Below are 18,144 nucleotides of genomic sequence, written 5' to 3' on the forward strand. Positions count from 1 at the left end.
CAGGACGGATCAGCGGTCGGGGCTCGGGGACCTCCCACGCGGCGGGCCCGCCACCGGATTCCCTCTACCCGGATTCTGGTTCTCCGGGATCGCTCGCGCCGGGCCGCCTGGGCTCGCGACCCGCGTGCTTGAGCGCGAGGCGCAGGCCGTACTCGATCTGGGCGTTGATGCTGCGCAGATCGTCGGCCGCCCACCTGGCCACCGCCTCGTAGACGGCCGGATCAAGCCGGAGCAGGAGCTTCTTCCGTTCAACCATGGTCAGGCGTAGAGGCTGCCGGCATTGACCACCGGCTGGGTCGCTCGGTCGCCGCAGAGGACGACCAGGAGGTTGGACACCATCTGGGCCTTGCGCTCCTCATCGAGTTCGACCACTCCCTGTTCGGACAGGCGGTCCAGGGCGAGCCCCACCATACCGACCGCGCCCTCGACGATGCGGGTACGCGCGGCGACGACCTGGGCCGCCTGCTGACGGACCAGCATGGCCTGGGCGATCTCGGGGGCGTAGGCCAGGTGGGTGATCCGCGCCTCCATGACCTCGACGCCGGCCAGGTCGGTGCGCTCGCGCAACTCCGCGGTGAGCTCCCCGGCCACCTCGGCGCCGTCGCGCAGGCTGGTGCGGCCCTCCTCGTGCGCGTCGTACGGACGACTCGTGGCCAGGTGTCGTACGGCCGCCTCGGACTGAATGGCCACGTACTCCTCGTAGTCGTCCACGGAGAACGCGGCCCGCGCGGTGTCGACGACCTTGTAGACCACGACCGCGGCGATCTCCACCGGGTTGCCGTCGGCGTCGTTGACCTTGAGCTTGGCCGTTTCGAAGCAAGCGGATACACACAAGCAGGTAACGTCATGTTGTCCCAGTTCACTGGGGCACCAAGTCACCACGGAGACCCCCTTGTCAGTCACACAAGTCGTAAGAATCCTGGGCATCATCCGCCAGTCTAGGACTCACGCCGACGCGGTCAGCGTCGAGATGCAGAAGGCTCTCATCGAGCGCCGGGTGGAGGACCTGAACCGGCGCGACCCTTCCAAGCAGTACGTGCTCGTCGGCTGGGCGATCGACGCCGGGGTGTCGGCGGACAAGACCACACCGTGGGAGCGTCCCGAGCTTGGGCCGTGGCTGAATGAGCGATTCGACGAGTTCGACATTGCGATCTCGTGGAAGCTGGACCGGGTCTGCCGTTCCATTCTTGACTTCGCCCGCTTCATCCAATGGCTGGACGATCACAAGAAGTCCTACCTTTGCGTGGATGACCCGATAGACCTCTCCACGCCCATTGGGCGGGCCGTCGCTCAGATCATGGCGATTCTCGCCGAGCTTGAGCTAAACAACATCAAGACAAGGAACAAGGAGGCTCGTAAGAGCCTGCACGCAAATGGCCGGTGGGCCGGTGGTCGTATCCCCTACGGCTTCATGCCGGTGAAGCTTGACGACGGTTGGACGTTGAAGGCCAACCCGGAGGAGGCGGAAATCGTCCACTGGATGGTAGAGCAGGCAATCTCCGGTGCCTCGGGCGGCGTGATAGCCCACCAGCTCAACAAGCGGGGCATCAAGACGGCATTGGCACGCCAGGTCGAGGCGTCCGGCCGTAAGCCGAAGAAGGAGATCGAGTGGAACTCGGTGACCGTCAATATCATCCTCCGCTCCCGCACGCTCATCGGTCAGCTTGAGATTGACATCCTGGAGGACGGGAAGAAGGTCGGCACTCGCATTGTGACCGGCGCTGACCGTAGGCCGGTCGAGTACTGCGAGCCTCTGATCTCTTTGGACAAGTGGGCTCAGTTGCAGAAGGTCATGAACACCAAGGGGAAGAAGTCCGAGCGGCAGATCGAAGGAAGTCGCAATTCGTCGCTGCTGCGGAAGGTCGGCAAGTGCGGTGTTTGCGGCCTCGGGCTTCACTACTCCGGAGCGGAGCGCTTCCGTAGGTACCGCTGCGGCTCCCGCGTGGCTAACTCGAATGGCAGCCTCCAGCCGGTCTGCCTCAACCCCTCAATTCAGGCCCCCCTGCTTGAGGAGATCCTCGTGGACTCGATCATGGACCGCTTCGGCAACCTGCCGAGGATACAGAAGGTCCACATGGCTGGGGAGGATCACACGGCCGAGCTGGCGCAACTTGAGGAGAACATCGCGACGATCCGGCGTGAGAAGTACGCCGGTTTCTTCGATGGCAGCGAAGACGAGTACTTCAACCTGATGAAGAAGTGGACCGATCGACGGGCCGAACTGCTCAAGCAGCCGGTGAAGCCTGCCGGATACCGCTACGTCGACACCGGCCAGAGCGTGGCCGAATACTGGCAGGACCTCGACCGCGAGGCGAGGAACCGCTTCCTGCAAGAGATGCGGGTGACGATCGCTTACGACCGCACCAGCGGTGCAACGTCCTACCAGATCGACTATGGCGACCTTGAGGCTATCGAGCGCATCGCGCGGGGCATCGCCTAGCGATCAACAGACCCCCGGCCGTCGCGCCGGGGGTTTCGCCGGGGGTTTCTTAGTTTCTGAGTTCCGTACTAGGCGGCGTGTACACGGCCTGTGTTTCAAGTTCACGATCAAGATAGCTGTGTGCTGGCTATTCCTTGATCAAGTGATATAGTGGAATTTACGTTCGGCGCTGGGTTGAGCGGCGAGGTAGGAGGGCAACGGAGATGCGGTTAATACCGATCGCGAGGGCGAGCCGGGCAGGTGACACCTGACCCCGGATCTTCTGACATGCCCTCGCCCCGGAATCCGCATGGACCGGGGCTTTTTCATGCCCGCACACCGCGCGACCACTTCGAGGCGAAGCACCGTCCCGTAATCGAGTCCATGATCACTAACGAGGCCATGTCGATCATGGCTGAGCGGGCACTTGCCTACTGCATCCGCCTTGCGGCTCTGTTCGCCCTGTCGGACAGGCGAGACGAGATCACCCCGGCCGACTTTGACGCCGCCCTGGCTCTCGTCAGTTACTCCGTCGAAACGATCGCGTACATCATGCCGGAGGCGGAGGCCAGCGAAGAGGCTTCCATGCCCGTCAAGGTCGAGGCGTTCATTCGGGAGGCTGGGCAGGCGGGCCGTACGGCAACGGAGATCTACAAGGCGTTCGCGATCAAGGCGAGTGAGCTTCGGGACATCGTCGCCCAACTCGAAGCCGTCACCGTGATCAAGGGCCAGTCGGCCAAGGGGACCGGGGGACGGCCCAGCATGCGTTACGTGTACACGGGCCAGCCTGAGGAAACCTTCGAGGATGACTTTGTGATCTTCGAGGCGGACATCGTCGAGAACACCGACGATGAGGTCTCCGAAGAAACTAACGAAACCCCTGTCGAGATCCCCGCTCTCATGGTCGCGGGTTGCGACGCGGAGGATGAGGAGGTTTCCCCGTTCGACCTGTCGGACGTGTGGGATGAGGTGGACGCGGAGGCCGCCGGAGCTCCCACGGTCGCCCCTGAGCCGGTCAAGGTTGTCCCGGTCCTGTCGGATGAGGAGTGGGCCGAGGTGGACGCGGCCCGTGAGGCTGAGGCGGCAGAGGCCGCCGAGGTTTCCCAGGCCATGACCGCCGCTGACGCGGTCAAGATGGTTCTGTCGGACCCGGAGACCCTGGCCCTGCTCAAGGCCGCTCTTGCTGGGATCGAGGTTCCCGCCAAGGTGGAGGCCGTGAAGGTCCGCAAAGCTTCCAAGGTCACCCCCAAGTCGACTAAGGCCGGTAAGGCCGTGGCGCTCCCCGTGACCCTGTTCTCTGACGAGACGGCCGCCTGACCTCCTCTCCGCTCCCCTGCCCCTATCGCGGGACAGGGGGGCGTTACCACGCCAGAGCTAAGACAGTCGTAAACGTGATCTACCTGTGCTTTAAGTGGGATTTCGGACAGGACATAATGCCCTAGTCGTCAGTATTCGGACTACTGGGCATGCATCCCCACAAGAGGACTGATGAAGTACATAAAGATCATTCCGGTCGCCCTGGCGCTCATGCTGGCGACTGGTTGCGGTGCGGACGAGCCGGCTTCGACGTTCGTACGACAGGCGGACGGCGGACGGTTCGATTCCCCTGAGGAACTCATCAAGACCCTCAACGATCTGGGGATGTCCTGCATCGATCCCCAGTACTCCAAGTTCAAGGCTAGCAAAAGCCTTTATATTTATAAGGGCACCTGCTGGTCGGGCAGCGGCTATATCGACGTCTACACATCCGTGCAAAGGATTCTAATTGGGGACTACGAAGGCGACCTTCACAACGGCGGCGGGCTTCCTGGTGTGCGTGGACAGAACTGGCAGGTTAATACGAGGCGCGATTACGCATTCGCTGCCGCCGTCAAGAACGCTCTCGGCGGGCAGGTGATGAAGAATTGATCGCTTTATTCATGAGGCTCGCCCTGGCCCTTGCAGTCCTCGCACTGGTGGCCGGATGTGGCGGACAGGCCACCCCTCAACCCCTCGTCGAAAAACCCCCGGCTACCGAGCCTGCGGCTACCGTGACTGTGACAGAGACTGTGACAGTGGCACCCCAGGAAGAACCTCAACCGGCCCCGGCCTTCGTGCGACAGGCGGACGGTGGACGGTTCGCTACTCCCGCAGGCCCTCTACGCAGCCTTCGAGGCCACGGGCCTGTACTGTATCGACCCCAAGTTCGGTGAGCGCTACGAGAGATCAACTGGTAACAAGCTGGGACGGGATCGTGCTGGACGGGGATAGGGAACGTCACGTTCGAGACCGGCCCCGGATCTATGCGTGGCGTGAGACATCCCCGTCCTACTTCGTCCATCTTCGGTGTGAACTGGTGGATCAACACTAGCAACGACCCGTCGTTTGCTGCGGCGGTGAAGGAAGCGATCGGCGGATCGGTCGAATACTGACCTCACCTAGCAGCTAGCGGTACAGATTGGCCCCCGGCCTTCGGGCCGGGGGCTCTTCCTTTATCAGGACTGAAAGGTAATTCCCCCATGCACAATCAGCCCCCTCCCATGTACTACCAGGCCCCGCAACAGCCCAAGAAGATGGGCGGCTGCTTGAAGTTCTTCCTGATCTCCATTGGCGTCCTGGCGGTCCTAGTGTTGATCGGCAAATGCAGTGTGAATGGCACCAAGACCACCACCTACAACATCAGCACCCCTATATCGGACACTACCGACACCCCTACCTCTATTGATAGCGACAGCCAGGCCGAGCCTAAATCCACGCCGAAGGCCAGCCCCACAAAAATCAAACCCAAGGATCTTCGCCCGAAAATTGGGGATGTGGTGAAAGATGGCAAGTTCTCCTTCAAGGTCACCAAGGTTGAGAAGGGTCTCTCTCAGGTGGGACAGGGCTTCACGGCGTCGAAGGCCCAGGGTCGGTACGTGCTGGTTCACCTTACCGTGAGGAACATCGGCGACAAGGCCCAGACCTTCTATGGGAGTAACCAGAAGCTCATAGACTCCAAGGGTCGGGAGTTCGACGCCGACACGGGGGCTGCGATTTTCGTTAAGGGCTCCAACTCCTTCATTGAGCAGGTCAACCCCGGCAACTCAGTAAAAAGCATCTTGCTGTTCGATGTGCCGATGAATGCCAAGCTCAAGGAGCTTGAGTTGCACGACTCGATGTTCTCCTTCGGCGTGAAGGTCGCCATTAAGTAGTGGCAGAGAGTGGCCCCCGGCCTTCGGGCCGGGGGCATCTTCGTGGCTGAAAGCAGTTCTGGGGACCTTTCAGGCCATGGGGGTATCCGAGGTTTCGGCCCGGCATGGGGCACCGGCTACGAGCCGATCAGCGTGCGGGCGTAGGAGACTGCGCGCTGGAAGGTCATCTTGTCCACGAGGGAGGCACCGGCCCATATGTCACTGTCGATTGGCGCTTGCTCAGCGATGGAGACGACATAGTGGGCGACTTCCCGGATGTCCCGGTCTGTTGCGTCTTCAATGGCGAGTGCGTCCCGCACGTCGCATATGGCGTCCACTGGTAGCTCGGGAAGGATGCGGGCTGCCTGGATGCCGGAATAAAGAAGAATGGCGTCCGGCATTTCCGCATCGGAGACCATTCTCTGGATGACTGCCACGGGCACACCGAAGTCTTTGGCCACGCCTGGCAGGTCTTGCGGTGCGAGCCGGGACAGGCTGTTACGCAGCTCGCGATCAAGGTACTCGTGCGCCTCGGCCATGCTCGCGCGCAGCCGGTAGAGGTAGACGGGGTTGCCGCTCAGTGACAGGTGATCCATGTGGCGCATGGTGGCATGTATGCTGTGTGTGCTTCCAGCATCTTCGAGGTTTCGAAGTTCCGCACCCGCAGCGTGACCCGCTGCTTCGTGGTGAGCGGGAGCACCCACTGGAAGCCGGCGGCGCTCAGCGAGCCGACGTACCGGCCCAGGAACTGCACGACCTTGGCCTCGTTCGGGTTGATCACGGTGAAGCCCGTCGCCATGATCGCGGCGAACACCGCCCACACGATCGTCAGCGTGATCAGCGGCCCGGCTCCCTCCGGCAGCCCATCCTCGAACGGCATCGGGTCCGCCCCCGACAGCGTGCTCTGCCAGGCGGCGGCCAGCGCACCGGCCAGCACCAGCAGGACCAGCAGCACGGCGAAGCCGTTCAGCCGGAACACCTTCCGTTCCATCGCCTCTCTCCTATCGTCGGCTATCGAAGTGATATCACCAAGATAGCGCAAAGCTATCTGACGACAAGAGTGACATTTTGCTCACCCGGCATCGGGTGGTTCCCCGCGGCTGCCACGCCTACGACCCGTCCTGGGCGGACGAACTGCTCGACGCCCTGGATGCCGGCACACCCGCCCCCCTCTCGCAGACGGCGGTTCCCCCTGTCTGTGAGAGGCTTGTCCCGGCGCTCGATGATCCGCCCGCCAGAGGCGGGCCGTACGCCACGAAGGTCAGGAGCGAGCCTCGGAGGCGAGACGGGATTGAACGGGATCAAGACCGACTACCTGTCCATGGCCCGATCGGCCGCGGACCTGCTGCGGGAACCGGTGGTCGCCGCCGCCTGGAGCAGCCCGAGCACGCTCGCGGAGTTCAGCGTGGGCGGCCTCGCCGCCCACCTGGCGAACCAGATCCTGATCGTCCCGCAGGCTCTGGCCGCGCCCGTGCCGCAGGAGCGGCCCCTTACTCTCCTGGAGAATTACCGCAAGGCGCAGTGGATCGGGGCCGATCTCGATGCCGAGGTCAACGTCAGGGTCCGCGACAGCGGTGAGAAGGTCGCGGCCGAGGGGCCGGCCGTGCTGATCGCCCGCGTGGACGCCACCATCGAGGAGCTGCCACAGAGCCTGACGGCGGCGGGCGACCGGGTGGTCGGCCTGCCGTGGAGCGGGAGGCCGTTGACGCTCGACGACCTGCTGATCACCCGGATGATGGAGCTCGCGGTCCACTCCGACGACCTCGCTGTCAGCGTCAGCGTCCCCACGCCGGAACTTCCTGGTTCCGTCGTGGACACGGTGATCGACCTGCTGTCCCGCCTGGCCGTGCAGCGGCACGGCGCGACCGCCGTCCTGCGTGCCCTCAGCCGCGCCGAGCGCGCCCCGGCCACCATCGCCGCCATCTGAGTCGCTGACCTCGGGTGCGGCCGCGGCCGCACCAGCCCCCAACAGTGATCGGCAGCCAGGTCAGGCGTGGCGGAGGGCGGTGAGGGCATGGTCACAGACGGCGTGCCAGGTTTCGCCGCCCTTGTCACGGACCAGAACGCCGGCGACAACTGGACGGGCACATGTATGACCATGCCAGGAACAACTGGGCTGAGCCGTGAGCACACCCGCGAACAGGCTCGGATCGAAGGGCCGTTCCTCCACCAGCTCCACCGGCGCGGCGTGTCTCCTCCGTCCTCCGGTCTCCGTCTGGCTCACCCGGGGGTCGGTGAGGATCGCATACACATACGGCCGCCCAATGACGTCATCGAGCTGCCTCGATCCCCGCACCGGCATGATGTGCCACGCCCGCTCGAAATCCTCCCGAGGGATGCCGTCGCGCACATGCTTCGGGAACACGATCGCGCTGAGCCTGCGGAGCAGCCCACTGCCCAGGATGCCGGTGCCAGAGTCGATCGTCGTACAGCTCGGGCAAACCCTGCCGTCCCGTACCCGGTAGACGAACCGCCCGCCCCACGCCCTGCGGAACTCGGCGCCCTCGTAGAGCTCGACGCGGTGCCAGACGGCTTCGAAGTCGGAGGGAGTCGAACCCGAATACGAGACCGGGCGGGCGCTGATCGTCGCGGCGACCTTCCACAACACGGGGATCCGCGGATGCCGCCCCATGAGCGCGAGAAGCGCGAGTACAAGATGTGTCACGGGCGGTCCCGCCAGCGACGTGAGCACCCATACCCAGGTCACGGCGTCGTTCGGTGGGATCTCCGCGTCCGGCCCCGGATACCGTACGGCGCTGTAGAGCACCCATGCGACCAGGCCGACCGTCAGATATCCCAGGGACACCACGTCGAGCAGCAGCGATTGAGCGGCGTGAAAGCGCACCTTGGGCCTGGGGTCGCGACGGAAGATCAGAGCGCCGACGAGCCCGAAGAGGTACGCCAAGCAGGAGTGCCAGGAAGTGCTGAGCACCTCCGGGTCCAAGGGCGGCGCGGCGCCGAACGGCGTCACATAACCGACATTAGATGCATCGGTTCCCAAGCCGCCCCCTACGCCAGGGCTCTCGAAGCTCTCGGCATCAGGGCCGCCGAGTCCGGCGCCGCCCTCTCGGCGGCGGCGCCTGCGCTCTGATCGCTCGATCAGTTCGACGACTGCCTGCACCACGCCGGCGACCGCGCCCAGCGCGGTCAGCAGCGCCACAAGGAGCTCCATTTAGCCTCATCTCGAACGATCTCAAGAGGCACCCCCTTTTCAGGAACAAGTGGTCGGATTCGTCCCTCGTTCGAAAAGGGAACACCAATCGCTCCCAAGGGGAGGCATACCCCTGGTCAGAGGCAGACCAAGGCACGGCGCGGCATTATTACCCGCACCCCCGGCCGGGAACTCCAGGCATCTGACAGAGTGATCGCGACAAAGACCCGCTTCAGACGGTTCTTTACAGATTTGCCGCTTTGTGGCGGGAACGTGGGACTCGGCGACGGACTCCCGACGCATCGACCGTCCGGCATTACCAGGACCTGACACACCGCCGGGTAGCGTCGTTTCAGACAGTACGCCCCGAAAATGGATGAAGGCGCGTATATGGCAATACCACTCGAGATTACTGTCAGCGATCACCAGGCGGCTTCCGTGGTCGCGCTGGCCGGTGAGCTCGACATCGCCACCGGGGATGTGCTCCGTGGCGCGATCAGAGATCTCATCCAGCGTGGACGCGTCAGGCTGGTGGTGGACGCGTCCGTGCTCCAGTTCTGCGACTCGTACGGGCTGGAGGCTCTGCTGGAGATGCACGACACTCTGAGGGAAGCCGGCGGATCCATGTGCCTCGCCGGAGTGCACGGCGTCCTGCGACTGGTGCTCGACGTGACCGGGACTGAGACGCTCAAGATCAGGCCGACTCCTGCCGAGGCGCTGGCCGACGTGCTGGTCGCGCCCGTCCGTGACGTCACCATGAGCGAACGGCGAGAGAGGCCTGCGCTGAGCGGCCTGGCCTGAGCCTTATCGATCATGGTTTGGGCGTGGCGGGCTCCACCCTCCGGGGGTGGAGCCCGCCACGCGGTTCAATCGGTCCGCGTCGGCGCCCACCGTCGGGTGCCCGTCGGGCGAACCCCGAGGAGGGAAAACCATGGATCAGTCTCGGGTGCCCGTGTTGGAAGCGCTCGTCGCCTATCACGAGCGCGGCGACCTGTCGTTCACGCCGCCCGGGCACAAGCAGGGACGGGGGGTGGACCCACGGGTGCTCGCCGTGCTCGGGGAGGACGTCTTCAAGGCCGACGTCATGCTTCCGAACGGGCTGGACGATCGCAGGATGACCGGCGGCGTGCTCGAGGAGGCCCAGCAGCTGATGGCGGAGGCCGTGAACGCGCAGAAGGCGTTCTTCTCCACCTGCGGCAGCTCCCTGTCGGTCAAGAGCGCGATGCTGTCAGTGGCGGGACCCGGAGAGAAACTGCTGGTCGCGCGCGACTCGCACAAGTCGGTGATCTCCGGGCTGATCCTGAGCGGGGTCGAGCCGATCTGGGTGCACCCCGGATGGGACGCCGACCTCCACTTCTCCTATCCGCCCTCGCCCGCCGCGGTCGAAGCGGCCTTCAAGGCGGAGCCGGACGCCAAGGGCGTGCTGGTCGCGAGCCCCACCGACTACGGCACCTGCGCCGATCTCGCCGGCATCAAGCAGGTGTGCGTACGCCACGACCGCACGTTCATCGTCGACGAGGCGTGGGGCGCCCATCTGCCGTTCCACCCGCAGGGTCTGCCCGTCTGGGGCATGAACGCCGGCGCGGACGTGTGCGTGACCAGTGTCCACAAGATGGGAAACGGCCTCGAACAGGGATCCGTCTTCCATCTGCAGGGCGACCGCGTCGATCCGAACGTGCTCGGGGCCCGCGAGGACCTGCTCGGCACGACGAGCCCGTCCACCCTGCTCTACGCGGCGATGGACGGCTGGCGCAGGCAGATGGTCGAACAGGGCAAGGAGCTGCTCGACCGCGCCATCAACCTGGCCATGTCCGCCCGCGCTTCGATCAATCGGATCGGCGGCCTGCGGGTGCTGGACAAGGAGTCGTGCGACGCCTTCGAGCTCGACCCCCTGAAGATCGTCATTGATGTCTCCGGCCTCGGCGCCGACGGTTATCACGCCGCCGACTGGCTCCGTCAGCGCACCCACATCAACATGGCGCTGAGCGACCATCGGCGGATCAGCGCGGAGATCACGGTAGGTGACGACACGGAGACGACTAACGTGCTGGTCGAGTCCCTGCGGGCCATGGCCGCCGCCGGTGACCTGCCGTCGGCCGCGAAGATCGACCTTCCCGGCCCCGGCGAGCTGGAACTCGAAACCGTCATGTCACCGCGCGACGCCTTCTTCGGCCGCACCGAGCAGGTGCCGATCGAGAAGGCCGCCGGCCGGGTCATCGCCGAGATGGTCACGCCTTATCCGCCGGGCGCGCCGGCGCTGACGCCCGGCGAACTGATCACTGCTCCCGTTCTCCGCTACGTGTCCACCGGCGTCGCCGCCGGCATGAACATCCCCGACGCCTGCGATCCGACCCTGCGGACGCTGCGCGTCGTCGCCTGAAACCACGTCGCGTGAGATTTGAGGTCAGGGGGTGTCGGCGGGCGAGGCCAGGGTCTGCCGGACGAGCAGGTCGGCCACGTCGGGGAGATGGGCCCGCCGCGCGTAGACCGCACGCTGACGGGCGGCTCCTGAACCGCGCCGCCGCAACCGCCCGAGGACGCGGGCCACCACCGGCCAGTCTCCGCTCTCCTCCAGGCCGGGCCGTACGTGTTCGACCAACCGGCCCACCAGATCCCAGGCGGGCATGCGCCCGCCGGACATCAGGTCGAGCCCTTCGCCCTCGACCCCGTCCCGGGCCGCCCGCCACCAGGCGGCGTTCAGCAGCGTGTCGTCGATCCGCGGAGCGGGCACGCCGGCCCGTACGTCCCGCAGCGCGGTGGCCGCCAGCCCACGTACCAGCCCGGCCAGCATCGTGGTCTCCGCCACCGTCGCGCAGGAGTCGGCGGTGCGGAATTCGAGGGTGGGCACGTGATCGGAGAGCCGGATGAGCCAGTAGATCATCCCACGATCCAGGATCACGCCGCTGGCCCGCATGCCGTCGACCAGGCTCTCGTAGTGGCCTACGGAGCGGAGGTACGGCGGAGGCCGCGCACTGGGCCACCTGCCCATCATCATCGCCCGCCAGCTCGCGTATCCGGTGTCCACCGAGTCGGATATCGGGGAATTTCCGGTCAGCGCCTGCAGGACGGGAAGCCAGGGACGCGCATGGTTGCTGACGAGCACGGCCTCCTCACGGTCACCGATCCCCACGTGGACATGGCACCCGCACACGCCCTGACCGCGCAGCACCGCGCCGAACTCCTTGAGCATCGCGTGATAGCGCGGGCAGACCGACAGCGGCGGCATCCCGGCATTGCCGTGCAGTGCCGTACCGCAGGCGACGAGCCGCGCTCCCACCTCGGCGGCCGCCACGGCCACGGCCCCGCGCATCTCCAGCAACTCGCGCTGCAACCACCCGAGATCGGTGTGCACCGTGCTGTTGGTCTCGAGTTGGAACTGCGTCAGTTCGGGCACCAGGCCGCTCGCCACCCGGCCGTCCACGCGGCGGCGAACGTCCTCGGCAGCGGGGACGACACATCCGGTCGCGGGATCGAGGAGCAGGAACTCCTCCTCCACTCCCACAGTGAGCCGCGGGACGGGATGGCGCACCGCCGCCTCTGCCTTCGCCGTCGTCGCAGGGGCGGTCCCCCGACCGGTGCCGAACTGGGTCCCCTTTGTCCCGTCAGGCATGGGCGGTCTTACCGGCTTCTCCTCTAGGGGCAGCCAATGGTCAAAAGCCGTTTTCCCCGGCGGATGCGGGGAAAACCACGTTTGTAGATTCTTGAGGAGCTCAGGACACGGGCAAGAGAGGCGGTCTCCGTCGAGGTGGAAGGTGGTGACGTCCGGGTGACCTGAACCGTCGCGTGGCCTAAACTGGCTGACGGCCTGATCGAGGCTCGCCTGCCCGGCGGCCAGTTCCGGGGAGTGCTCTACACATGCCAACCGTCGCGACGCGTTCACCGCATCATGTACGGCAGAGCATGATCTGTCGAACAACGCCCACAGCGGGGCGAAGCGCCCCTGCCCTGACCGTTCCCGCAGCGTCCGACGAGGTGTGCAAGTGACAGCCGCCGTCGAACTGACCCCGATGTCCAACGGCAGCGACGACCGCATTCTGGTCGCCGCGCTGACCGGGTCACTCGACTATTCCAACGCCGACCAACTCCGCGAGGACGTACGGGCCGCCCTGGCGCCGGAGCAGCGGGAGCTCGTGCTGGACCTGACGGCCCTGGAATTCTGCGACTCGACCGGCCTGCGGACGCTGCTCGACGTGCGTGAGTTCCTGAGCGAGCGCGACGGAGCCGTCTCCCTGGTGAACCTCAACGCCCGGCTTTCCAAGATGTTCCGGATCACCGGGCTCATCAGGGGATTCGAAGTCACGGCCGACCTGGCGGAGGCGCTCGGCGGCGCCCGGGCCCGGATCCGGTCGTCTTCGAGCTAGTGCCGCCCTTCAAGGAAAATCACGCCCTGCCGGGCCCGGCTGCCCTTGGTCCGGGTGCCGGTCCGGGTTCCGGTAGCGTTGCAGAAGCACCCGAGACCATCATGGTGTCGGAAAACGAACCGGTCGATCGGTGATCCCGGCGGTGCCTCGGCGGAGGGGCCTGCGGTGAGGGTGAGAATGGACGGCATCGAGGAGGGAAAGGTGGAAGATCAGCTCCGGCAGTGGCCGATCACGGATGATCTGGCCGCCCTGCGCGAGCACGTCCACAATTACGCCGTCCAGGCCGGACTCACCGGAACCCGGTTGGACGATGTCGTCATCGCCGCGAACGAGGCGGCCATCAACGTGCTCGAGCACGGAGGCGGATCGGGCACGCTGACCATTTGGCACGACGACGACCACCTGACCGTCGACATCGTGGACAACGCGGGCCGACTGCGTCCCGACGACGTTCCGCGGCCCCGGCCTGATCCGCACGCCCCTCGTGGCTACGGGTTGTGGCTGATCGGCCTGCTCTGCGACACGGTGAGCATCGAGCAGGCGCCCGGGCACTCACGGGTCCGTCTGTCGATGACCCTGCACCCGGCCCCCCTCCTCCCGTGATCTTGTAGTTTCTCGCACACACCGCCGGTCACCTGCGAATCCTCGGTTCATGATCTTGCACCGTCTCGCGTACTGCAAGATCACGGATTGCCATCCCCCAGGTCACGCCATGTCCGTGCGAGCTTCTGCAAGATCACGAAGGCCAAAAACCCAGGTCAACGGTGAAGTCTGCGAGAAACTACAAGATCACGGGATAAAGCGGGAATGGGGTCAAGTCATTTGCTGTCGGGCGCAAAAAATGATGGTCGCGGACCCCTGTCAAGCGTTGGAGTTGACCTCGTTATCGTCGGAGTCCCGTAAATCGGGCCGACGAGGTCGACTGCTCGCCCTAATCTGGGGTCCGCGACCACAGGTGAACCGCTACTTGAGGTACGCCCATGACGCGGCGGCAACCGCGATCAGGATGCAGAGGCGGATGGTCCGGGGGGTGCTGTCAACTACGTCCCGGACCGTTCTCGCCACCTCTCCGATCCAGGAGCCGAACTCCGGGTCGTGAAACCGCTTCTCGTCACGGCGTCCCCCGCGTACGCGGGGCCGAGTGGTAGTCATCGTGGCCCCCTCTCCATATGCTCCACCCGGGGAACGCATGCCCCCCGAGATGCCGGACCGAGCGGGAATCCCCCGGGACGTCACGAGGCCGCACGGGAATCCCCGCAGCGCCTTCGCGCCAACCCCGGTGGGGGATTCCGGACGGTGGATTTCATGGTCACATTGACGCGCCGCGTACGCAATGGAGATCGAGCAGCATTCTGCCGACGCTACGAAGAGTGACGATCGAATCACAGTTTGCTATATACTTTAGCCCCGATATGTCCCGATAAGAGCATTTTACTGTCCGATTTGTCCGTCCGCTCTTTCCGGAATTTTGGGTCAGGCCGCGACACGCCGTCATTTTTCTGGGAGGAGGGCCATCAAGCGCGGTGAACGTCCCCGGCGGCGCGGCCGCTCCGCCTCCCGCGCCGCGCGCTGTTCGCCACCCACAGCCCGATCGCGACGAGGGTCGCACCGAGCAAGAGGAACCCGACATCGTAGGCGACCTGATGCGGGCCGGGCCGTACGTGATGGACCCCCAGCAACTCGTGGTCCACGAGGCCCTCGACGACATCGAAGACGCCCCAGCCGGCCACGCCGTACCCAAGCAGCTCACGTCCGGGATGCGGACCGCTCCGCGACAGCAGCGCGACGCCGACGATCACCAGCACGAGGCAGCCCGCGTGGAACAGCCCGTCGCCGATCATGTTGAGACGGTCGTCATGCGGATACCACCCGCTGAGCATGTGATGCCAGCCCATCAGCTGGTGCAGCAGGATCCCGTCGATGAAGCCGCCGATGCCCAGGCCGAGCACCAGGCCGGCGGCGCGCGTCGATGCCATGACGGAAAGCAACAATACCGCAACAGTTCGTGACCGCCCTGGGCGCCACCCGGCCGACCGGATGAGACCGCGGCGGTTCCACCCGTCCGGTCAGCCGCCGAGATCCCTGGCGGCGTTGTCCAACCGGCAGGCCAGCGCCTCCACCCGGTCATCGCTGATCGGAGCGGCGACGAAGGCGTCCGGAAGGTCTCTGCGCTGCATGATCACCAGCCCGCGGTGCTCGTCGTCGATCTCGTCGACGGGCAGCACGAGGCACTCACCTCGGACGAATACCAGTGCCACGTCCGGATCGTCCGACTCCAGCAGCCGCCGGGCGCATTCCCGGTCCACGAGCGGCATGCCCTCCGCCTCCTCGGCACTCTCTGGTTCGATCGCCTCATTTCACGGACGCGTCCCGGCGCCCGTGGTCACTTCCTTGATCCGGCCGCCCACTCCCGACTCGGGCGCGAGCGGTGGTGTGTCCATGCCGGCTCCGCCGCGCATGCCCTCGATCACCGCGCGCAGGGCGTCCGTACCGCTGTGCCGGGGATCCCAGCCCAGCTCCGTGCGGGCCCGGGTCACGTCCATGACGGGCAGCCGCAGTGCCATCTCCATCAGACCGGGCGAGGCCGGGATCAGCCGCATGTGCCATCCTGCCGCGACCGCGCCCCTGGCCACCGTCGACGGCATCGGGACCCGCCGCGCCCCGAACATCTCCGCCAGGACGGCCGGATCGATGACCGGGTCGGCGGCCAGGTTGAACGCACCCGAGACGGGCCGGGTGAGGGCCAGCCGGTACGCCTCGGCGGCGTCGGCGGTGTGCAGCGCCTGGAAGCACAGCCCGGGGACGTCCGGGATGAACCTGATCAGGTCCGGCCGGACCAACCGCTGCGGCAGGAGCGTCCCGGCGAACAGCCGCCGCTGCTCGGTCGCGGACTCCCGCTTGAAGATGAACCCGGGCCGCATGCGGACCACGCGGATGTCGGGATGGTCGCGTTCGAACGTGTCGAGGACCCGTTCCACGTACGCCTTCTCCCGCCCGTAGGCGGCCCCCGGCCAGCCGTGCGTCGGCCAGTTCTCGTCGACCGGCCGGTCCTTGGGCCCCGGAGAGTAGGCGCCCACGGAGGACGCGTAGACGAGCACGGACACCCCGGCCCGGGCGGCGGCACGGAAAACCCGGACGCTGCCCAGCACATTGGTGTTCCAGGTAGTCACCGGATTGTGTGTCGGCTGGAACAGCCAGGCGAGGTGGACGACGGCATCGGCGTTGGAGAAGATCTCGCCGAGGTCGTCCCGGTAGACGTCGGCCTGCCGCCACTCGGTCTTCCCCGGCCGCCAGCCCGGCATCCGTCGCGCCACTCCGACGACCGAGGTGATCGTGGAATCGGACTCGAGAGCGCTGAGCAGGCTGGTTCCAACGTTTCCGGTCGCACCGACCACGACAACTCGCATGTTCCCCGCATTCCCGACAAAACGCCCAGCAAACCGGACAGCACCCACCCCGGGCTCACCTGACCAGCGATCGGAGGTGTCAGCTTGGACATAGGTGGGAAATTCAGTGGTGGCGCGGGAATACCGATACCAACGAGGATGGAGTTCTCATTCTGGTCAGAGAGGCGGCACAAGGGAGATGGCTCAGATCGTCGGTGGCGGGCGGCCCGTCAATGACGCCGAACGAAGGGTCATCGCGCACCTGCGTGACAACGCCCCTGACGACTGGCTGCTGCTGCACAACATCGAGGTACCGCGCGGCGCCGACCTGTTCGAGGTCGATGTGGCGGTGCTCACCGACCACTCGCTCTGCGTCATCGACGTCAAGGGCGCACGCGGCCGGTTCCAGGTCACGGGGAACCGGTGGTTCCCCCAGCACCGGGAGGCCTTCGGATCCCCGGTCGCCAAGCTGCGGGGTACGGCGCGGGCGCTGAAGGGCCTGCTCATCGACGAGCACCGTGAGCTGGAGCGGCTGTACGTCGACAACATCGTCGTGCTGACCGCACCCGGAGCCGTCCTCATCGACCCCACCGGCCGCGACGCCCGGCACGTCACCAACCTCGCCGGCCTCATCGACATGCTCAGCGACGTGTCACGCGTCAGGCACGGCTGCAGCCGGGACGCCATGCCGTACCGCACCGCGATCCTCGAGGCGCTCAACGGGACCGTGCGCAGGCCCACCGCGCCGCCGAGATTCGGCAACTGGGAGGTCGAGGAGCAGCTCGGCGGCGACGACCGGGTCACCGAGTACCGCGCGGTCAACGCGACCGCGGCAGCCGGCGAGACCGTCCTGCTGCGGGTCTATCGGGCCGACCCGATGGCGCCCGAGCGGCGGCGGGTGGCCGAGCAGCGGCGCATCGCCAACGCCTACCAGGCGCTCGCGAAGATCCCGCCGCATCCCCGTGTCGTACGCTCCCGCGACTTCTTTGCGATCGACGACGAGAGCAGGTTCGTCCTCGTTCTCGACGACGTACACGGACAGGCGCTGCACCTGCATCTCCCCGGGCGGAAGCTGGGCGTCACCGCCAAGCTCGGCGTGTTCGAGGACATGCTGGCCGGCCTCGCCCACGTGCACGCCAACAAGGTCATCCACCGTGCGCTCACCCCCGCGTGCGTGCTCGTGACCGACTCCGGCCACGCGATGCTCACCGGGTTCGACTACGCCAAGCCGGGGCAGCGCAAGCACACCGTGGCCAACGAACTGCCCAACATCCTCGACGTCCACTATGTGGCGCCCGAGTGCCGGGCGAGGCCCGACCGGATGGCCACCGCGTCCGACGTCTACTCCGCCGGGGTGATCGCCTTTCAGCTGCTGACCGGCGAGCTGCCCACCCCCGGCGCGGACGCCGAGCCGGACGCGGGCGGCGTCGCCCCGGAGATCATGGATCTGGTACGGCGCATGCGTGAGCCGACGCCGGGCAAGCGCCCCGACGCGGCGACCGCCCTGACCGAGTTGCGGCAGGCCCGAGATGCCCAGGGAAGCCACCGCCGACCGGTCATGGGCCGTCTCCGCAAGGCACTCCGCCGCCTCTCCCGCCGCTGACCGGCGGTGCCGCCCGGGTGCCGCCGGGCCGCACGCCTTCAGGTGATGAAACCGGGTCGAGGGCGCCGTGAAACC

At 66.1% G+C, this 18,144-nt stretch carries 19 protein-coding genes and 1 pseudogene; 10 read left to right on the forward strand and 10 right to left on the reverse strand.

The features are described from left to right. Positions 1-64: 64 nt before the first annotated feature. Positions 65-256, reverse strand: a complete 192-nt coding sequence (locus tag ACFHYQ_RS27330) for a type II toxin-antitoxin system antitoxin (RefSeq protein WP_394304020.1) — start codon at positions 254-256, stop codon at positions 65-67. 2 nt (positions 257-258) lie between these two features. Further along, a pseudogene (locus ACFHYQ_RS27335) lies at positions 259-813 on the reverse strand (SPFH domain-containing protein); the annotation flags it as partial. A gap of 79 nt (positions 814-892) precedes the next feature. On the opposite strand from ACFHYQ_RS27335, the gene ACFHYQ_RS27340 reads away from it, so the two are divergent. The 4 genes from ACFHYQ_RS27340 to ACFHYQ_RS27355 all read left to right on the forward strand — a co-directional run bounded on the left by ACFHYQ_RS27340 (position 893) and on the right by ACFHYQ_RS27355 (position 5,589). Then, complete coding sequence (locus ACFHYQ_RS27340; RefSeq protein WP_394304021.1) at positions 893-2,440, forward strand: recombinase family protein; 1,548 nt, start codon at positions 893-895, stop codon at positions 2,438-2,440. 363 nt (positions 2,441-2,803) lie between these two features. Further along, the gene (locus ACFHYQ_RS27345; RefSeq protein ID WP_394304022.1) at positions 2,804-3,736 is read left to right on the forward strand and encodes a hypothetical protein; all 933 of its coding nucleotides are present in this window, start codon (positions 2,804-2,806) and stop codon (positions 3,734-3,736) included. Positions 3,737-3,907: 171 nt separating this feature from the next. Beyond that, positions 3,908-4,327 (forward strand): hypothetical protein, encoded by a 420-nt coding sequence (locus tag ACFHYQ_RS27350; RefSeq protein WP_394304023.1) that lies wholly within the window; start codon positions 3,908-3,910, stop codon positions 4,325-4,327. Positions 4,328-4,938: 611 nt separating this feature from the next. Further along, positions 4,939-5,589: a DUF4352 domain-containing protein gene (locus ACFHYQ_RS27355; RefSeq protein WP_394304024.1), complete on the forward strand. Its 651-nt coding sequence runs from the start codon at positions 4,939-4,941 to the stop codon at positions 5,587-5,589. A gap of 116 nt (positions 5,590-5,705) precedes the next feature. Here ACFHYQ_RS27355 and ACFHYQ_RS27360 read toward each other — a convergent pair whose 3' ends face one another. Beyond that, positions 5,706-6,164, reverse strand: coding sequence for a hypothetical protein (locus ACFHYQ_RS27360; protein WP_394304025.1), 459 nt, complete (start codon positions 6,162-6,164; stop codon positions 5,706-5,708). Beyond that, positions 6,146-6,559 (reverse strand): SPFH domain-containing protein, encoded by a 414-nt coding sequence (locus ACFHYQ_RS27365; protein ID WP_394304026.1) that lies wholly within the window; start codon positions 6,557-6,559, stop codon positions 6,146-6,148. Before ACFHYQ_RS27365 ends, ACFHYQ_RS27360 begins: the two co-directional genes overlap by 19 nt. A 300-nt stretch (positions 6,560-6,859) precedes the next feature. Here ACFHYQ_RS27365 and ACFHYQ_RS27370 point away from each other — a divergent pair, with 300 nt between their 5' ends. Then, positions 6,860-7,495 (forward strand): maleylpyruvate isomerase N-terminal domain-containing protein, encoded by a 636-nt coding sequence (locus tag ACFHYQ_RS27370; protein WP_394304027.1) that lies wholly within the window; start codon positions 6,860-6,862, stop codon positions 7,493-7,495. Positions 7,496-7,555: 60 nt separating this feature from the next. On the opposite strand, the gene ACFHYQ_RS27375 is transcribed toward ACFHYQ_RS27370, so the two are convergent. Continuing rightward, positions 7,556-8,740, reverse strand: a complete 1,185-nt coding sequence (locus ACFHYQ_RS27375; RefSeq protein WP_394304028.1) for a hypothetical protein — start codon at positions 8,738-8,740, stop codon at positions 7,556-7,558. Between the two features lie 369 nt (positions 8,741-9,109). Here ACFHYQ_RS27375 and ACFHYQ_RS27380 point away from each other — a divergent pair, with 369 nt between their 5' ends. Both ACFHYQ_RS27380 and ACFHYQ_RS27385 read left to right on the forward strand, forming a co-directional pair. After that, positions 9,110-9,520, forward strand: coding sequence for an STAS domain-containing protein (locus tag ACFHYQ_RS27380; RefSeq protein ID WP_204017490.1), 411 nt, complete (start codon positions 9,110-9,112; stop codon positions 9,518-9,520). A 130-nt stretch (positions 9,521-9,650) separates the two neighbouring features. Further along, positions 9,651-11,099, forward strand: coding sequence for an aminotransferase class I/II-fold pyridoxal phosphate-dependent enzyme (locus ACFHYQ_RS27385; RefSeq protein ID WP_394304029.1), 1,449 nt, complete (start codon positions 9,651-9,653; stop codon positions 11,097-11,099). A 24-nt stretch (positions 11,100-11,123) separates the two neighbouring features. On the opposite strand, the gene ACFHYQ_RS27390 is transcribed toward ACFHYQ_RS27385, so the two are convergent. Then, the gene (locus ACFHYQ_RS27390; RefSeq protein ID WP_394304030.1) at positions 11,124-12,329 is read right to left on the reverse strand and encodes a carboxylate-amine ligase; all 1,206 of its coding nucleotides are present in this window, start codon (positions 12,327-12,329) and stop codon (positions 11,124-11,126) included. A gap of 370 nt (positions 12,330-12,699) precedes the next feature. Between ACFHYQ_RS27390 and ACFHYQ_RS27395 the strand changes: the two genes are divergently transcribed. Both ACFHYQ_RS27395 and ACFHYQ_RS27400 read left to right on the forward strand, forming a co-directional pair. Beyond that, on the forward strand, positions 12,700-13,080 hold the full coding sequence (locus tag ACFHYQ_RS27395) for an STAS domain-containing protein (RefSeq protein ID WP_394304031.1): 381 nt from the start codon (positions 12,700-12,702) through the stop codon (positions 13,078-13,080). Between the two features lie 201 nt (positions 13,081-13,281). Next, the gene (locus ACFHYQ_RS27400; RefSeq protein WP_394304032.1) at positions 13,282-13,683 is read left to right on the forward strand and encodes an ATP-binding protein; all 402 of its coding nucleotides are present in this window, start codon (positions 13,282-13,284) and stop codon (positions 13,681-13,683) included. A 360-nt stretch (positions 13,684-14,043) separates the two neighbouring features. On the opposite strand, the gene ACFHYQ_RS27405 is transcribed toward ACFHYQ_RS27400, so the two are convergent. From ACFHYQ_RS27405 to ACFHYQ_RS27420, 4 genes are all read right to left on the reverse strand, one after another. Beyond that, positions 14,044-14,232, reverse strand: a complete 189-nt coding sequence (locus ACFHYQ_RS27405; RefSeq protein WP_204017495.1) for a hypothetical protein — start codon at positions 14,230-14,232, stop codon at positions 14,044-14,046. Between the two features lie 362 nt (positions 14,233-14,594). Then, the gene (locus ACFHYQ_RS27410; protein ID WP_394304033.1) at positions 14,595-15,056 is read right to left on the reverse strand and encodes a DUF2243 domain-containing protein; all 462 of its coding nucleotides are present in this window, start codon (positions 15,054-15,056) and stop codon (positions 14,595-14,597) included. A gap of 90 nt (positions 15,057-15,146) precedes the next feature. Then, the gene (locus ACFHYQ_RS27415) at positions 15,147-15,395 is read right to left on the reverse strand and encodes a hypothetical protein (RefSeq protein ID WP_394304034.1); all 249 of its coding nucleotides are present in this window, start codon (positions 15,393-15,395) and stop codon (positions 15,147-15,149) included. A 42-nt stretch (positions 15,396-15,437) separates the two neighbouring features. After that, positions 15,438-16,487: an NAD-dependent epimerase/dehydratase family protein gene (locus tag ACFHYQ_RS27420; RefSeq protein WP_394304035.1), complete on the reverse strand. Its 1,050-nt coding sequence runs from the start codon at positions 16,485-16,487 to the stop codon at positions 15,438-15,440. 178 nt (positions 16,488-16,665) lie between these two features. Between ACFHYQ_RS27420 and mads6 the strand changes: the two genes are divergently transcribed. Continuing rightward, a complete protein-coding gene (mads6, locus tag ACFHYQ_RS27425) occupies positions 16,666-18,069 on the forward strand; it encodes a methylation-associated defense system protein kinase MAD6 (RefSeq protein ID WP_394304036.1) in 1,404 nt (467 codons plus the stop codon). Positions 18,070-18,144 lie beyond the last annotated feature (75 nt).

Source organism: Sphaerimonospora cavernae, from assembly GCF_042435035.1.
Taxonomy (GTDB): Bacteria; Actinomycetota; Actinomycetes; order Streptosporangiales; family Streptosporangiaceae; genus Sphaerimonospora; species Sphaerimonospora cavernae.

What these genes read in the sequence shown, in the direction of transcription:
- ACFHYQ_RS27410 (WP_394304033.1), bottom strand. Translation starts at nt 15,056, where the DNA reads ATGGCATCGACGCGCGCCGCCGGCCTGGTGCTCGGCCTGGGCATCGGC.
- ACFHYQ_RS27355 (WP_394304024.1), top strand. Translation starts at nt 4,939, where the DNA reads ATGTACTACCAGGCCCCGCAACAGCCCAAGAAGATGGGCGGCTGCTTG.
- ACFHYQ_RS27330 (WP_394304020.1), bottom strand. Translation starts at nt 256, where the DNA reads ATGGTTGAACGGAAGAAGCTCCTGCTCCGGCTTGATCCGGCCGTCTAC.
- ACFHYQ_RS27375 (WP_394304028.1), bottom strand. Translation starts at nt 8,740, where the DNA reads ATGGAGCTCCTTGTGGCGCTGCTGACCGCGCTGGGCGCGGTCGCCGGC.
- ACFHYQ_RS27390 (WP_394304030.1), bottom strand. Translation starts at nt 12,329, where the DNA reads ATGCCTGACGGGACAAAGGGGACCCAGTTCGGCACCGGTCGGGGGACC.
- ACFHYQ_RS27350 (WP_394304023.1), top strand. Translation starts at nt 3,908, where the DNA reads ATGAAGTACATAAAGATCATTCCGGTCGCCCTGGCGCTCATGCTGGCG.
- ACFHYQ_RS27365 (WP_394304026.1), bottom strand. Translation starts at nt 6,559, where the DNA reads ATGGAACGGAAGGTGTTCCGGCTGAACGGCTTCGCCGTGCTGCTGGTC.
- ACFHYQ_RS27420 (WP_394304035.1), bottom strand. Translation starts at nt 16,487, where the DNA reads ATGCGAGTTGTCGTGGTCGGTGCGACCGGAAACGTTGGAACCAGCCTG.
- ACFHYQ_RS27415 (WP_394304034.1), bottom strand. Translation starts at nt 15,395, where the DNA reads ATGCCGCTCGTGGACCGGGAATGCGCCCGGCGGCTGCTGGAGTCGGAC.
- mads6 (WP_394304036.1), top strand. Translation starts at nt 16,666, where the DNA reads ATGGCTCAGATCGTCGGTGGCGGGCGGCCCGTCAATGACGCCGAACGA.
- ACFHYQ_RS27405 (WP_204017495.1), bottom strand. Translation starts at nt 14,232, where the DNA reads ATGACTACCACTCGGCCCCGCGTACGCGGGGGACGCCGTGACGAGAAG.
- ACFHYQ_RS27360 (WP_394304025.1), bottom strand. Translation starts at nt 6,164, where the DNA reads ATGGATCACCTGTCACTGAGCGGCAACCCCGTCTACCTCTACCGGCTG.
- ACFHYQ_RS27385 (WP_394304029.1), top strand. Translation starts at nt 9,651, where the DNA reads ATGGATCAGTCTCGGGTGCCCGTGTTGGAAGCGCTCGTCGCCTATCAC.
- ACFHYQ_RS27380 (WP_204017490.1), top strand. Translation starts at nt 9,110, where the DNA reads ATGGCAATACCACTCGAGATTACTGTCAGCGATCACCAGGCGGCTTCC.
- ACFHYQ_RS27345 (WP_394304022.1), top strand. Translation starts at nt 2,804, where the DNA reads ATGATCACTAACGAGGCCATGTCGATCATGGCTGAGCGGGCACTTGCC.